At 58.4% G+C, this 14,190-nt stretch carries 15 protein-coding genes and 3 pseudogenes; 3 read left to right on the top strand and 15 right to left on the bottom strand.

Features of this window, described 5'->3' with window-relative positions:
• Positions 1-46: 46 nt before the first annotated feature.
• The 11 genes and pseudogenes from N181_RS02275 to N181_RS34385 form a co-directional block, all read right to left on the bottom strand.
• A pseudogene (locus N181_RS02275) lies at positions 47-727 on the bottom strand (DUF3991 domain-containing protein); the annotation flags it as partial.
• Positions 724-933, bottom strand: coding sequence for a hypothetical protein (locus N181_RS30695; RefSeq protein ID WP_014330963.1), 210 nt, complete (start codon positions 931-933; stop codon positions 724-726). The gene N181_RS30695 and the pseudogene N181_RS02275, both read right to left, overlap by 4 nt.
• On the bottom strand, positions 905-1,081 hold the full coding sequence (locus tag N181_RS33915) for a hypothetical protein (RefSeq protein ID WP_014330964.1): 177 nt from the start codon (positions 1,079-1,081) through the stop codon (positions 905-907). Before N181_RS33915 ends, N181_RS30695 begins: the two co-directional genes overlap by 29 nt.
• A gap of 286 nt (positions 1,082-1,367) precedes the next feature.
• Entirely contained in the window at positions 1,368-2,333 is a 966-nt protein-coding gene (locus N181_RS02265) for an AraC family transcriptional regulator (RefSeq protein WP_014330965.1), read from the bottom strand.
• Positions 2,334-2,411: 78 nt separating this feature from the next.
• Positions 2,412-2,612, bottom strand: coding sequence for a LuxR C-terminal-related transcriptional regulator (locus N181_RS02260; RefSeq protein ID WP_014330966.1), 201 nt, complete (start codon positions 2,610-2,612; stop codon positions 2,412-2,414).
• A gap of 392 nt (positions 2,613-3,004) precedes the next feature.
• Complete coding sequence (locus N181_RS02255) at positions 3,005-3,808, bottom strand: amino acid ABC transporter ATP-binding protein (protein ID WP_014857732.1); 804 nt, start codon at positions 3,806-3,808, stop codon at positions 3,005-3,007.
• A 10-nt stretch (positions 3,809-3,818) separates the two neighbouring features.
• On the bottom strand, positions 3,819-4,466 hold the full coding sequence (locus N181_RS02250) for an amino acid ABC transporter permease (protein WP_014857731.1): 648 nt from the start codon (positions 4,464-4,466) through the stop codon (positions 3,819-3,821).
• Positions 4,466-5,125, bottom strand: a complete 660-nt coding sequence (locus N181_RS02245) for an amino acid ABC transporter permease (protein ID WP_014330968.1) — start codon at positions 5,123-5,125, stop codon at positions 4,466-4,468. Before N181_RS02245 ends, N181_RS02250 begins: the two co-directional genes overlap by 1 nt.
• A 36-nt stretch (positions 5,126-5,161) precedes the next feature.
• A complete protein-coding gene (locus tag N181_RS02240) occupies positions 5,162-6,010 on the bottom strand; it encodes a transporter substrate-binding domain-containing protein (protein ID WP_014330969.1) in 849 nt (282 codons plus the stop codon).
• Between the two features lie 36 nt (positions 6,011-6,046).
• Positions 6,047-7,033 (bottom strand): glutamate cyclase domain-containing protein, encoded by a 987-nt coding sequence (locus N181_RS02235; protein WP_234885991.1) that lies wholly within the window; start codon positions 7,031-7,033, stop codon positions 6,047-6,049.
• A 20-nt stretch (positions 7,034-7,053) separates the two neighbouring features.
• Positions 7,054-7,413 (bottom strand): hypothetical protein, encoded by a 360-nt coding sequence (locus N181_RS34385; RefSeq protein WP_223843495.1) that lies wholly within the window; start codon positions 7,411-7,413, stop codon positions 7,054-7,056.
• A 57-nt stretch (positions 7,414-7,470) separates the two neighbouring features.
• Between N181_RS34385 and N181_RS34380 the strand changes: the two genes are divergently transcribed.
• The gene (locus tag N181_RS34380; RefSeq protein ID WP_223843494.1) at positions 7,471-8,349 is read left to right on the top strand and encodes a hypothetical protein; all 879 of its coding nucleotides are present in this window, start codon (positions 7,471-7,473) and stop codon (positions 8,347-8,349) included.
• A gap of 2 nt (positions 8,350-8,351) precedes the next feature.
• Here the strand turns inward: N181_RS34380 and N181_RS02225 are convergent, their stop codons facing one another.
• The 3 genes from N181_RS02225 to N181_RS02215 are packed head-to-tail and all read right to left on the bottom strand — an operon-like array spanning position 8,352 to position 11,936.
• Complete coding sequence (locus N181_RS02225) at positions 8,352-9,485, bottom strand: glutamate cyclase domain-containing protein (protein WP_014330972.1); 1,134 nt, start codon at positions 9,483-9,485, stop codon at positions 8,352-8,354.
• A gap of 23 nt (positions 9,486-9,508) precedes the next feature.
• A complete protein-coding gene (locus tag N181_RS02220) occupies positions 9,509-11,014 on the bottom strand; it encodes an aldehyde dehydrogenase family protein (protein ID WP_014330973.1) in 1,506 nt (501 codons plus the stop codon).
• Between the two features lie 28 nt (positions 11,015-11,042).
• On the bottom strand, positions 11,043-11,936 hold the full coding sequence (locus tag N181_RS02215) for an NAD(P)-dependent oxidoreductase (RefSeq protein WP_014330974.1): 894 nt from the start codon (positions 11,934-11,936) through the stop codon (positions 11,043-11,045).
• Positions 11,937-12,074: 138 nt separating this feature from the next.
• Between N181_RS02215 and N181_RS02210 the strand changes: the two genes are divergently transcribed.
• Positions 12,075-13,058, top strand: coding sequence for a LysR family transcriptional regulator (locus tag N181_RS02210; protein ID WP_014857727.1), 984 nt, complete (start codon positions 12,075-12,077; stop codon positions 13,056-13,058).
• Between the two features lie 60 nt (positions 13,059-13,118).
• On the opposite strand, the pseudogene N181_RS32785 reads toward N181_RS02210, so the two are convergent.
• Positions 13,119-13,667, bottom strand: a pseudogene (locus N181_RS32785) (IS3 family transposase); the annotation flags it as partial.
• A 35-nt stretch (positions 13,668-13,702) separates the two neighbouring features.
• Between N181_RS32785 and N181_RS02200 the strand changes: the two are divergent.
• A pseudogene (locus tag N181_RS02200) lies at positions 13,703-13,981 on the top strand (FCD domain-containing protein); the annotation flags it as partial.
• Between the last annotated feature and the right edge of the window lie 209 nt (positions 13,982-14,190).

Genomic DNA, 14,190 nt, shown 5'->3' with positions numbered 1-14,190 from the left:
ACTCCGCGAATGGGCGCATCGGTCATGATCACCGCTCGTTGGTATTACTGAGATATACGGTTCCATCACGCAGCCCCTCGATGGCGGCAAGGCTCATGGCATCGATAGCAGCTTCAGTGACGGCCAGGCGCAACGCTGTGTCCGGCCCCAGACGGAAGAGACCCTTCGTTCCTCCGGAGGCAAAGCCCCGATACTCAGGCCCTCGCGCCTCCCAGCCGGTCACAGCGCCCGCATTGTCCGTATGCGCTGCCCACATGCTGCCATAGGGACCCTCCCGGAGGCGGTCTTGCCGGATTGTCGCGCGGAGCACGTTGGCTGGCAGGAAACGCTCGCCGGAGAGATAAGCCCACGTCGACGAGCCGGGCCACGGATAGCGGCGTCCCTGCCAACGCTCGGGCAGAGAAAGGTCGTGGTTTTGATCGGGCCTGGGCGCCTGCCATTCCGGCTCGTCGATCGTGAAACCGACGAGGTCGGCGACCCTCCCGGCGCCTTCGAGAAATCCGACATGATCGAGATGTTCGACAAGTCCGAACACATCCCCTTTCGCATCGCTGAGCGGATCGAACCATCCGCGCCCCTCATGAACCACGATGATGATTTCAGCGCCACGCCGAAACTTCACCGCCCGCCGGGTACTCTCCTTCGCATCGATGGCGAAGCCCGCATGCTCAAGAACAGCCGCACAGCCTACCCGTTCGCGCAGCGCCTCTATTTCCTTCCTGTTCATGCCTCTTCCTCTTTGCCTTGCTTGCCCGTCGCTTCGCGGGCGCACTTCCACCAGCCGCGAAGAGCAAAGGCGGCAAGGGCACGGCTGGCAATTGTCGGATCATGCAAGACCCGGCCGCGGCGCAGCCTCCCTTGCGGCCTGCCGCTCGCAAGCGGCACGCCGGAGGCACAGGCCGGCTCAATGAGCCGGCCATGGGAAGAACTCATGGACGATCTCAAGATCGTCATCGGCGTCGATCTCGTCGGAAGGAAGCACGCCGTACTCGCCGCCGACCGAGAAGAGGGTGACCGGGACCATCAGGTCGCGGGAGAGCTGGAAGGCGTGGGATTGAGCGAGGGAAAGATCGTGCGACATGTGAGAGGCTCCTTCGGGAGCGGGCCAATCCCGCTCGATGGCTCCTCAAAAGGCCCGACGGCGGGCGCGATCACCGCGAGGCGAAGCCGAAGCGGCCGCAGCTTGCTAGCGGACCCTTTACGGGTTGATCGTGGAAGATCCGGCGCCGGGCCAGGACGCCATCACAAAAGAGCGGGATTGGGCTGCTTCCGAAGGAGATAAAGGATCACGCACGCCTATTGGTCTGCGGCAGTTTCCCGCGCCACAACAATCGTGTCCACCTTCACCCTACCCACCGACCGGACACTCAGCGCATTCGGAGCGTATCCGAAGGCGTTTCGCCGAAAGCTTGATAATAGGCGGCGGCGAACCGCCCCATATGGGTGAACCCTCCATTGCGCGCCGCATCGGAAATCAATCGTGAGCCGTCATCGCCTAGGAGAGCTCTGCGGGCAGCTTCAAGGCGGATCGTTCTAAGATAGCCTAAAGGCGTGGTGCCTTTGAAACGCTGGAAGGCCGCCTGCAATGCCCTGACGCTTGTACCCGTCTCGGCTGCGATCAGAGCAGCCGTCATGGATTGCGCCAGGTTCGAGTGCATGTACTCGATCGTTCTTTTCACCTGCCACGAGACAGCCGGCGAGAGCGACTGTTCGAGCCGCGGCATGTAGCTGTTGGGAGCGACCTCCAGAAGTGCGATCATCGTCGCCTGAAATAGCCGCTCGATAGCGGCCGGTGATAGTCGATCTGCTTCGGAAAGATTGAGGCAACTCCAAACAAGATGGCCGAGCGCCGCCAACCGCAATCCTTTCTCGGAAGTCAGATCGACAATACGATCGAATTCGAGATCCGTCGTGACAGGACCATCCAGCAGTTCACTCACCTGCTGCACCATCGCCGCCTTTTCGAAGGAAAGGCCGATATGGTTGGAATGTTCATGAGGGGTTAGCTCGTCGAAGTACGCGAGATCCTCCAGAAAACCTGTTGCTCTCGTCGTCGGGAAGCTTTGTGTCCCGGCACGTATCTCCGGCGCGTTGGTGGACGGCAGGTAAAGAACGAATGCGTCGGGCGCGTCATCGAAGCCAAGTTTCAGGGCTGAACGGCACTTCCCCTCCCAAGCGCTGAAACGGCCGACGATGTAGTGTCGATCTTGGCCAGCGCTCCCGTGGCGGAGCGGTTCAACGCTCGTCGAAAGCAACGCGCTCGCGTCGTGCGCCGGCATCGCACCGGCGTCAGCCCGTTCAACTTCATATTTTGAGAGCGCACGATACGGCAACGAACCCTCCAAAACTTGCCAAACGCAGCGCAACGAGCGCGTCGCATTCTTCGTTCCCAGTCCCGCCAGCGGAGCCGGTCACTCGGGCTCTGAGAGATTGGCCTTCGCGATAGCTTCTTCCGTTGATCTTACCTCCAGCGCGGCAAGCGCGCGCTGGAGATAACCCTCGATATCGGCGACGCTCTTGCCCTCCAGCGAAGCGATTTCGGCGACGGTCCTACCTCGAGAAATCCATCGAAGGCAGGTCTTTTCAAGTGGCGAGAGTGTCCATTCCTTCATGACAAAAATCGCGCTCAGTTGCGCCGCGGTCGGCGGCAGGTTTGGTACCGGACGGCAGCATTGAAATCTCGGTAGAAGCCAAGACTGCGATGCCTCCGAGAAAAGTGGCTGCCGTCGAGACCTGTGCGACGGCAGCCGAGTTGCCCCGGGAGGAGGCTGGGAGTTCGATATCTCGTCTTCAACATTCGCATGTTATGTTATAACATATCGCGTAATCAAATTTATGGAACTTCTAGCGCTGCCCCGGCCGTGGACGGCCAAGCTTAAGTGCTTGGCCCGCACAGTTCGAGAGACTGGCCGCATGATCAAAAAATGCCTCTCCACTTTTCCGAAGCATGTCCCAGATGCAAGAGGCGATGATTCTGCTGGGTGTCGATCGTGGAGACAAGCATTCACCCTTCATGAGAGAGGTGACGTGACAGAAAACCACGGAACCGATCCGTTTGGGGATTGGTCATGATCTCTTCTGGCGGACCTTGCTCGACCACAACGCCACCATCCATAAAGACAACCCGATCGGCGACCCCCCTCGCAAATCCCATTTCGTGGGTAACAACAATCATTGTCATGCCTTCTTCGGCCAACTCGCGCATGACTTTGAGTACTTCCCCGACGAGTTCGGGATCGAGCGCCGACGTGACCTCGTCGAAGAGCATGACGGATGGTTCCATCGCAAGCGCCCGGGCGATAGCTACGCGCTGCTGTTGACCACCCGAAAGTCGCCCTGGATAGGCGTCGGCCTTGTGTTCCATTCCGACCTTGGCAAGGAGCTTCATGGCGATGTCACGCGCCTTGCTGTTGTCCATGCCCTTCACCTTGACCGGACCCATCATTACGTTCTGAAGAACGGTACGATGGGGGAAAAGATTGTAGCTCTGGAACACCATGCCGACGTGTTGGCGAAGGCTGGCGTTGTCAACTTCGCTTACCGGCCTGCGCGTGCCGTTCACCATCTTGTAGCCGACCGGGCGGCCCTCAACGGTAATGGTCCCCTGGTCGAAGTTCTCAAGGAAATTCACACAACGCAACATTGTGGATTTTCCCGACCCGCTCGGCCCAAGGATGACGACGACTTCACCGCGCTTGACGGATATGTCGATGCCCTTCAGGACTTCGAGTGTCGAGTAGGATTTGCGGAGACCTCTGATAGCAACAATATCGTCGCTCTGAGAAATCGGGGCAGCAGCTTGGTTCATGTTGGTCTCCTTAACTGTCAAAGGCCAAACGTTTGTCGAGCGCGCGTGCAGCGAGCGAAAGCGGGTAGCAGATGATGAAATAGATGAGCATAACGCCGAGAAAGATCTGGAATGCAGCAAGAGTGCGCTCCACCACTTCGCGGGCAGCGAAGGACAGCTCCCACGCTCCTACAATGGATGCATAGGATGTCTGCTTGATTGCCATAAGTGAGATATTGAGGACTGGCGCGATAACCAGGCGCATTGCCTGCGGAAGGACAATCTCCCGCATCATTTTGCCTTTGCGCATTCCAAGGCTTTTGGCAGCCTCTGTCTGTCCCGTCGGCACGCCGGCAATCGCCCCGCGCGTCGCTTCGGCAACAAAAGCACCCACATAAACGATCATGGAAATGGCGACCGCCGTATATGCATCCAGCCGCAAACCCAAAGCGGGAAAGCTGTAGAAACCGAGAAACATGATCACCAGAACCGGCACGCCACGGAACAGGAAAATGTAGGCAGTGATGATGGAACGGAGGATTGCTCCGCCAACAGATGCCAGGACACCAATCCCGACGCCAAGCGCCGTGCCGCAGGAGACGACGATTGCTGACAGTATGACGGTGTATACCGCGCCTTGTAGCAGGTAAGGCAAATTCGATTGAAGGACAGGAAACATCAGCCATACCTCCGGGCCGCACGCACTTCGATGATACGAAGGACCAGGCCGAGCGTGCTTGTGAGAATGAGGTAGAAGAACGCGACTGCAATGAAGGCTTCAAAGGACGCGCCCGATCGTTCGATCGTCATCTTACCGGTCAAGGTCAGATCCATGACGCCGATGGCCGATACAAGTGAGGTGTCTTTGACGAGGACGATGAGTTGGTTACCGAGCGCCGGCAGCACCTTGATAAACGCCTGCGGCAGAATGACGAGACGGATGACCGCGAATCTGCGCATGCCAATCGCGCTACCGGCTTCCCATTGCCTCTGGCTTAGGGATTGAATTCCGGAACGCAGGATCTCGGAAAGAAATGCGCCGTGCTGCGAGGCGATTGCGATTACACCGCAGACGATGCTGCTCCAGAAGAGGCCGAGAAGAGGCAGCCCGAAATAAAGCAGGTACATTTGCACCAGAAGCGGCGAATTGCGCATAACCTCGACATAGGCATCAACCAATCTGCTGGCCCATGTCCATTGGGCGAGCCGGGGTATAATCAATACAATGGCCCAAATCAGTGCCGCAGGGGCGGCGAGAGCCGCTACCCCCGCAGTAATCAGGAACCCGTCGGCAAACGCCGGAAGATATCTGGTGAAGAAAATTACGAACGCGTCCAATGGTGTTCCCCTTGTTATTTTGAACCCAAAGACCGACTACTTCTGTGGCTGATTGAGATACCATTTGACGTTCAAGGGCTTCGTACCGAACCACTTTTCATAAATCTTGCTGTAGTCGGCAAAGAGGTATCCACCGGTCATTTCGCTGACCGTGAGATCTAGATACTGCCACAGGCGGAAGTCGCCGGGTTTCATGAAGATGCCAGTATTTACGACATCTGTCAGTCGCTCCTCGATGACGCGCATGTCGGGGTTCTGTTTGACATACCAGGCGGCGACCGGGCCATCCAACTGTGCCCCTTGCGCACGACCAAGCTTCACGGCATTGAATTGGGCCGCAATGCCGTCGAAGGTGGCGATCTGTGCGCTCGGGAAGAGGCGTTTGGCGCGTTCCTCCTGGGTCGGCGTCGTCAGATTGGCAATCGTGACGTCCGACTTGTTGAAGTCGGCGAGCTTCTGAAACGGCGCGTCCTTGCGAACGATCATCACGACACCACCGTCGATGTAACTACGGGTGAAAGCGACCTTCTGAGCGCGATCAGCATAAATGCTCGTAGTCTGCGCGCCGAAGTCGATTGTGCCGTTCTGAGCATTCGGCCAGCGTTGGGCTGCACTCTGACGTACAAACTCGACCTTGGTTTCGTCGCCGAATGTCGCCTTAGCAATCAGCTTGGCTATGTCGATATCGAAGCCGACCAGTTCGCCCTTCTCATCGACAAATCCGAACGGCGGAGATTCGCTCGACACGCCAACGATCAGTTTTCCGCGAGACAGAAGCTCATCAAGCCGCGATGTTTCTTGGGCATGGGCTGCTCCCGCAACGACCATGGTTGCCAACGCGCCGGCGAAGACCGAACGCAGCTTAGAAAGAAATCCATTTTTCATTTTCATTCCCCTTGTGGTTGTATTGCGCCTGCACAATCAGCGCAGCGCGGGTCGAACGATCCCCTCGATAATCTCGGAAATCGCAAGATGGGTGGAAAGTGGTATACCATCGACATTTGCGTCGATCAGTCCGTCGACAGAGTTGATCAGGCCGATATCGACACCACGCTTGAGAAGAGTGGCTTCCATTTCTGGCTTGTGAAGGAGCCGGATGTCCTTCAACCGAGCGGCGAGCGCGCCGACGATAGCGTAGCAACCCCAATTTGAGACCGCCGCCGTGACGAGAATATCGGAGCCGGTCATGGCGCCGATCCCGGCGCCACCTTCCGGTCGCGCGTCACCAAAACGGACGTGCTTATGAACTGCTTCCTTGATCGCACCCATTCCGATTTCATTGCCGCCGTCGCCGACTGCCACGGTCAAAACGCCGCGCTTGTTGGCTTCATCGAACACATAATCGATGCGCGCGCGGTCCATGCCGTAGTCCACACCACGCATGCTGCAATAGATGCCGTCGGCATTGCGACCGACGCGTTCGGTCGAAAACAGCAGGACGGGGTTTAATTCGTCCAGAATGCGGCAAGCTTCGGCGGGGGCGTCCTCATCCTTGGTCGTAAATGGCAGAAGCGATACGACGGCGAGGCTCTTGTCGCGGGCGGCAATCTTAGCCTGTTCGACTGGAACGACGGTCAGGCCCGCCGTCGTCATGAGCTTGCCGATTGGCTCGATCAAGGTCGCCTCCGCGAGAACGACACACAGCGCCTTGCGGGAAAGGCTGATTGCGCGCACCACCGCCGCCAGACCAGCCGGACCGTCATTCTCGCCGATCTCTGGGGAGATCCAGGCGCGCGAAACCGAACCCGTTGTGACCAGTACGACATCCTCGTGGTTCAGCGCGGCAAGTTTATCGGCCGCTGCTCCCACCGGCGATGCTCCAAGCAATAGACGGGTAGCCGCAGAAAGATGCTCGACGCCGCGGCCGCCCAGGTCGAGATTGACCAGCCGGTCGAGCCGGTCGTCCATGGCGGCGAAATTCGAAGTGGTCATGCGAAATCTCCCAGGATCAGCGTCTTCATGGCGTTTTCATCAGTGACAATGTCTGCAACCTTGGTAATGCAGTCATCGACCGCATCGACGACGGCGCTCACGCCACCGACACTTGCAAGGGCATCAAGAGTCGGTTTCAGACGCAGCGAAACGCGCGCACCGGGCTGGCCATGCGTGTTGACAGTCAAAATGCCGTGGTCTGCCAGAAGGAGCATGCCGAGTGCCGCAGTCGCCTCGCAGGGCACGACATTGAGCGCATCGGCCGAGATCGACGCACGTTCGAGAATGATAGCGAGCACGGCGTCTTCATTGACCATGGGTCCAAGGTCGCTGCGCATGACAACGCCCGCGCCCATCGCTGCCTCAAGTGCGGCGGCAAGTTCCTGACCGGCCGCCGCCTCCTGTGTCAGATGATGAGGATCGAATTTTTGAAGAGAGCGAAGCACGGCCGCCGCGATTGGAGCACGAGCTTCCATACCATACTCGGCAGCTTTGGCGCCTGCGGCCATGACGAGACCGGAACGGCCGACCAGCACGCCAGCGCGCGGCCCCGAAAGTCCGGCCTTATCGCAATTGGTGATCGCGAGATCCGCACCGAGTGCAAGAGCTTTCTGCCCTCCGTGCAGTACAGGGCGAAGGCGAGCCCCGTAGGCCTCATCGAGAAGGACAATGGCTCCAGCTTTGTGGGCTTCCTCGACCACGGCTATCGTAAAAGCGTCATCGAGCCGAGCCAGAGCGCTCGTAACGGTGGTTACGATAACCAGACAACAATCCGCAATGTGAGTGCGCCAATCTTTGTCCGAGGTAACTTCCTTCAGCCCGACCCTGGCGAGTGTACATCCACGTACGACCGACGCGTGAGATCGATCGCCGGCAGGCACGACCGAAAGTACCGGCTTTCCGCCGGCGAGTGCGGCGATCGTCGCTACGATCCCGGCGCTGGTGCGATTGAAAACGGCACATCCGTCATCACTTCGTCCGCCAAGATGTTCGATGGCGACCGCGCGGAGCTCCTCGGCATAAAGACCAGGACCAATCCATTCCTCGCAATTTGTGTTCAGGTCTTCCGGACGAACTGGAAAATCGCGCTGGTTTCCTGTGAAAACGCCGATCGATCGCGGTCCAAGTGCCTGGACGCGCTTTGCCGCGACGGTCTGTCCATGGCGAAGGCGTTTAGCCTCCTCGATACTGGATTTGATGATCGAGCCACGCGCGAAACCGACGACCGGATCGATCTCATTACCGAAGGTGTCCCGGCGAGCTGTCTGACTTTCGCTCTTTTGCGTGGATAGGCTCATAGGTGATAACCTCCTTTGGCCTGGGCATCATCGAGCACCGAAAAAATCGGTAGGTCCGCCTCGCTGGATGCTGTGGCCGCGTTTTTGAGTTCGGATTTCGAAGTTGCAGAAATTGCGATGCTACGCATCAGCTCGGAGACGCCTGAGTGGCCTCGCCAGTCGATACCATCGACAGCGAGTGCGGGACGCGAAGTCGCCCCGTCGAGCGCGCCCGCTGCAATGCAAGCGACAATGAACGCATGTTCCCGATCGCCACTGTGCGCGAGATTCTCATCGTCGAGCGCTATCGCGAGAGCCCCGGAGACCGCATAAGCTCCCCAATTGGATACGGATGCACTGACGAGAACGTCGGTTTCGGTGATGGTGACCACACCCGTCTCGTCAGGCTGCGAGCGACCACCGCGTGGCAAGAGGGCGGCGACCGCTTCACGAATTTTTCCGAACCCGATTTCGTTACCGCCGTCGCCGATTCCGACCGTCAGCACGTTTCGCTGTTTCGCCTCGTAGGCCAGGCGATAGACATCTGCGACGGTTCCCGGCGGGCGGCGATCGCCACGAATGCCATGATAGTGGCCAGCTTCGTTCGGACCATCGCGCTCTACGAAAATGACGGCCGTCGGTTTCAGACGATCAAAAATATCGGTGGCGGCGGCTAGACCTTCTGCCTCGCCTTTCGGAAAAATGGCTGTGGTGATCGAGCCCTGCGACTGCGCAACGTCCTCGATGACTCGAACGCAGGCATCGACAGCGGGCATATGCTCGTCCTGGGCGACAAGCGTAACATTCGCGCCAAATCCGAGCGCCAGGCTGCGCGCCAGCGCCACAGCACCGGGCGGACCGTCGGTCTCCCCGAGAGGCAGCTTCGGCGCAACGCCTGCGCCGGTCGCGACAATAACATCTGATCCTGGGCGTATTGCTGCAAGCAGCTTTCTTGCCGCGAGCGTCGAGGAAGGCTCGCCTTGTACCGCGCGACAGGCCAGATACGTCGGGACGACGATTCCAGCCGGAAGCCCGCCCGTTAGCGGGCGGACCTCTAGTGTCATAAGTCGATCGAAACGCTCGCCAAATACGCATAGGCGCTCGATATCGGCCGTCGTCAGCTTGCTATTGATGGAAAGCGTTTTGGGCATCGACTTGGCTCTTATCCGTAACTTCAGAGGTTGACCGTGACGCTTTTGCGGGCCGTGTAGGCCTCAAGAGCACCTTCGATGGAGTATTCGGATCCAATACCGCTCTGCTTGATGCCGCCATAGGACATGCCGGGGATCTGGCCGCCGGCGCGGTTGATCTGGAGCCAACCGGCGTCGATCCGGCTCGCCGCATTGAGAGCCGTGGTTAGGTCATTGGCAAAGATATAGGCGGCAAGGCCATAGTGGGTGTTGTTTGCCCACTCGATAACCTCGACTTCACTCGTCCATGGAATGGCAACGAGAACAGGGCCGAACACCTCTTCCTGCACGATGCGCCAGTCGTTGGTGAGGCCTTTGAGGACGGTCGGCTTCGGGAAGAATCCGACGTTCCTGCCAGCCGCGGGCGGGACTTCACCGGTTACCACTTCGGCGCCCGAGTTAACCGCCTCGGAGATGAACTCCCGAACAGCGCTGTAGCGCTCCTCGTTGATGATCGCGCCGATATCGGTCTCTTCGTCAAGGGCGTCGCCGATCTTCATTACGGCAAGCTTCTCGACGACCTTCTTCAAGACAGGCTCGAATACATCCTGATGGACATAAAGACGTGAACCGGCAGTGCAGGACTGCCCCTGACGAGCAAACCGCATCGCATTAATGATGTTCGCTGCAAGGCCATCGATCCTGTCGTCGGTCGCGGCGTCCGGATAGACGATGGTTGGGCTCTTGCCCCCAAGCTCCAATGTGGCGCGAGCAATACGGTCGGCGGCGGCATGGGCGACCAGTTTACCGACCTCGACCGAACCCGTGAAAGAGATCTTTGCAACGTCCGGATGGCCGGATAGGGCAGCACCTGCTACTTCACCTACGCCGGTCACGACGTTGAAGACGCCGTTCGGGAACAGATCGGCTGCAAGCTCTGCGACTCGGATGACCGCAAGCGGCGCGTCTTCGGCAGGCTTCAGGACGAGCGTATTGCCAGTGCCAAGAGCCATGCCTATCTTGACGGCGGCGAGAACCAGCGGTGAATTCCACGGTATGATCGCACCGACGACGCCAAGCGGCTCGCGCGTCGTGTAGCTGAACAGACCCGGGCCAAGCGGAAGCGTTTCGCCCTTTTGTTCGGCGACCGTTCCGCCATAGTAACGCAGCACTTCAATGGAACTCATGACTTCCGGACGGCTCTGCGTACGCAGCGCGTTTCCGGTTTCTGCAGCGAGAATGCGAGCGATCTCTTCCGAATGCGCTGAGACACGATTGGCAAGCTCCGTCAGGAGCGCGCCGCGCGTACGCGATGCCAGACGCCGCCACGAGGGAAACGCTGCCTTCGCCGCGGCAACTGCAGCATCGACATCTTCTCTGTCCGCCGCGCCGATCGTCGTAATGACGCTGCTGCGGCAGGGATTGATGATGTCGAGCATCGCGCCAGATACGGGCTTGACCCATGCTCCATTGATCAGTTGACCGGAAAGGCCAGCGGTTGGCAAAATGACTTCCGCCGTGTCATTCCGGACTTTAGCTGTCTGAGACATTGTTCGTTCCTTGGTTGAATGCGGGTGATCAGGCGCTTGCGGGCAGGCGCAGTTCGACTTTCAGAAGATTTTCGAAAACTTCTGCTACGCTCGTGGAATCCTTGCCTCCAAGACCTTCGGCGCGTGCCATATTGTAGATTTGGCGGACCATCTGACCGAGCGGCATGGGGTAAGCCGAGAACTCCTCGAGGCACAGGGAGATGTCCTTGTGCATCAGATCGAGTGCGAAGTTTGCAGGACGCTCTTCGGTGAAAAGCGTTTTTGGGAGGTAGTCGAGCATCTTGCTGCCCGCGAGTCCGCCGGACAGGACTTCCGTCAGAACAGATAGGTTCGCGCCGGATTTGACGCTGGCGGAAAGCACTTCGCCTAGGGCAACGGTATTGATTGCCGTCAGGAGGTTATGGGCGAGTTTGGTCAGTTGGCCAGAACCGACAGGGCCGCAATGCACAATGCGGCCGGCGATCGGGCCGAGGACCGGGCGGGCTGCATCGAGAACGTCTTGGCTTCCGCCAGCCATAACCAGAAGAGTCCCGGCGCTGGCGCCGGCGACACCGCCGCTGACCGGCGCGTCCATGAAGTGAACGCCCTTCGCTTCGCACTGTGCTGCAATGGCCTTGGTTGTCGATGCATCGACTGTGCTGAAGTCGATAACCGTAGCGCCCGCGGCCACTTTCTTGAGGATACCATTCTCGCCGGTAATGGCGTCGCGAAGAGTGGCAGGACTCGGCAGGCTGCTGAGAACAAACATGGCTGGCGCGGCGGCGGCACTCGGCGATGCCTCAACGACAGCGCCTTTTACAGCAAGCTCAGCGGTAGCCGCCGTGTTGGGATCAAAAACGTGGACCACATGACCTGCATCGAGTAGGCGAAGCGCCATTCTCGAACCCATCCGACCAACACCAATAAAAGCAACCGTAGTCATCTTGTACCTTCCTCGTGATGAGCCAATAGACTCTGTCCAAAAAAGGGGAGGCCAAGAAAGACGATCCGACAGCACGCGCGGTCGAGCGATCACTCTCTAATTGTTCCCCTTTTTTTACGTATTGATCACAGAAAATGAGTGAAAGAAAAGGCGACGCTTGATAACACTACATGTAAGAAAAACTTACGGACTGCGTTTATCATGCTCAATCTCTCACGGCTGCAACTTCTTCATGAGCTCTCGGTCCTTGGCACGATTTCGGCGGTTGCAAGATCCCTGAACCTGACGCGGCCCGCTGTCTCGCAGCAACTCTCTCTCCTTGAGAAGGAGCTTGGCCTCGTTCTGTTCGAGCGCTCGGGGAGAGGTGTACGCTGGACATCGGCCGGCGAGCGTTTGTTGGCCGGCATTGGCGGAATACTTCAGGCCGTGAACGAAGTAGAAGCGGATCTCGCGCGAACTGCACAAACGGTGACCGGCGACTTGCGTATCGCTGCATTCGGTTCAGCAGCTGCAACTATCATCCCACAAGCGATTACCCAGCTGGCAAAACAGCACCCCTCGCTGGAGATCTTTTTCAACGAAATGGAGCCGGGTGACGGCCTCAAAGCGACTGCGACGAAGCAGGTCGACATCGCAATCGTAGACGATCTAACTGGGACGGAAAACTTCGCGCACCAGCTGGACTTCCAGCCCCTTTACATCGACCCCTTTAAAGCCGTTGTTTCAGTCGATCACAGATTAGCGGGCACTGGACGAAAGTCGGTCGAACTATGGGAACTTGCCCAGGAAAAATGGGCCCTGAACCAATCAGCCATTGGCTATCAGACGTTCATCGTGAACGCGTGCCATGCGGAGGGATATACGCCACAAATCATGTCGAGCTGCCGCAACATTGCAGCGACATTGGAGTTTGTGCGAACCGGAAGCTTCGTTACCGTTCTTCCAGGTCTTGCGACGCACAATATACTGCTCGATCCCGATTTTCGGTGCCTGGACCTACGCCCTGTAACACAGCGGCGACTTTTTTCGGCATTCGCAAAGGGAAGCAAAGCTCGGCCCGCCATTTCTGCTGCATTGGAAGCGTTCGAACACGCATGTTCGATATTCATCGATCATCGATGATCACCAACCAGACAGGAGAAGCTCGCACGGCTCGGTTTGTCTGAACAGTTTCGGGCGTGTGTGACCTGGCGCTGGTTTGGAGGCGTTAGGGCGACGGTATATTGTCTCGATGCCCACCTTGTTTATCAGTGTGGCGACGTGCCGCCGCCCAGTTTCCAGGCCTTCTCCTCTCAAGAGCCCTTGCAAGATACGACTTCCGGCAAAAGGGTAGTCGAGATGTAGTTCGTCGATCCCCGAGCGAATGCGACGCATTCGTCCGCCGCCGCCTCAGAGCCAGATCGCTGTGCCACACTGAACGTGGAGAATAGTAGACGGCTGCCACGGCTGAAGCCGAGAAGCTTCACCTGGCGCACGACGGATAGCCTATGATCGCGGTCGATCATTTGTTGTCCCGCATCAATCCGCCTTGCCCAGCGCACCGGATAAAAAATCGTTCTCCAGCGTCAGTGCGCCGATTTTGGCGTGCAGCGTTTTCACATCGACGGTTGGACGCGCCGGTTCCGCCTTCGCTTCATCACCGAATACGCCTGTCGCCCCCTCAAGGAGCGGTCGTCTTGTATGGTCTCTCCTGTTCCCGGCATCTAAGCCGAAGTCAGGCAGAAATTCCACTTATCCTAGCTGTGCAGATTTCCCGAGCCAGCTCTTACTACGACAACGAGGAATTCCATAAGGCGATCTATGCGGCCAGCCGAAGCGAGTTTCTCGAGGAACAATGCCTGCAACTGCACCGGCGCCTGCGGCCCTACCGCCGCCTGCAATTGCGCGTGCGCAATCGGTTGTCGACGTCTTTCTCGGAACATTGCGCCATCGTCGATGCGATCTTTGCTGGAAACGGAGAGGACGCCCGCCGCCTGCTGCGGGGACATGTCGGCATTCAGGGCGAGCGGTTCAGCGATCTCGTTGCAAGCATGGCGGCCAGATAATCCCGGCGACGCCGAACGCACGGGTATTGTCGCTTAGCAACGCTGGTCGGTCAGCCAGTCGGCAAAAATGCGTGCCAGTCGCCTCTGGCTGCCCGATTTCGGATAGGCGATATAATGCCCGATATATCGGTTGTCCCGGAATTTCCCGGCAAACGCTTTGACCGGCACTGTAAAGTTATCAGCGGATTGATGCAGCGATAGCTGGCGGG

Origin of the sequence: Sinorhizobium fredii USDA 205 (assembly GCF_001461695.1) — a bacterium.
Lineage (GTDB): Bacteria > Pseudomonadota > Alphaproteobacteria > Rhizobiales > Rhizobiaceae > Sinorhizobium > Sinorhizobium fredii.
The sequence above is the reverse complement of the archived record's forward strand: the minus strand, read 5'-3'. Positions and strand labels throughout refer to the sequence as shown.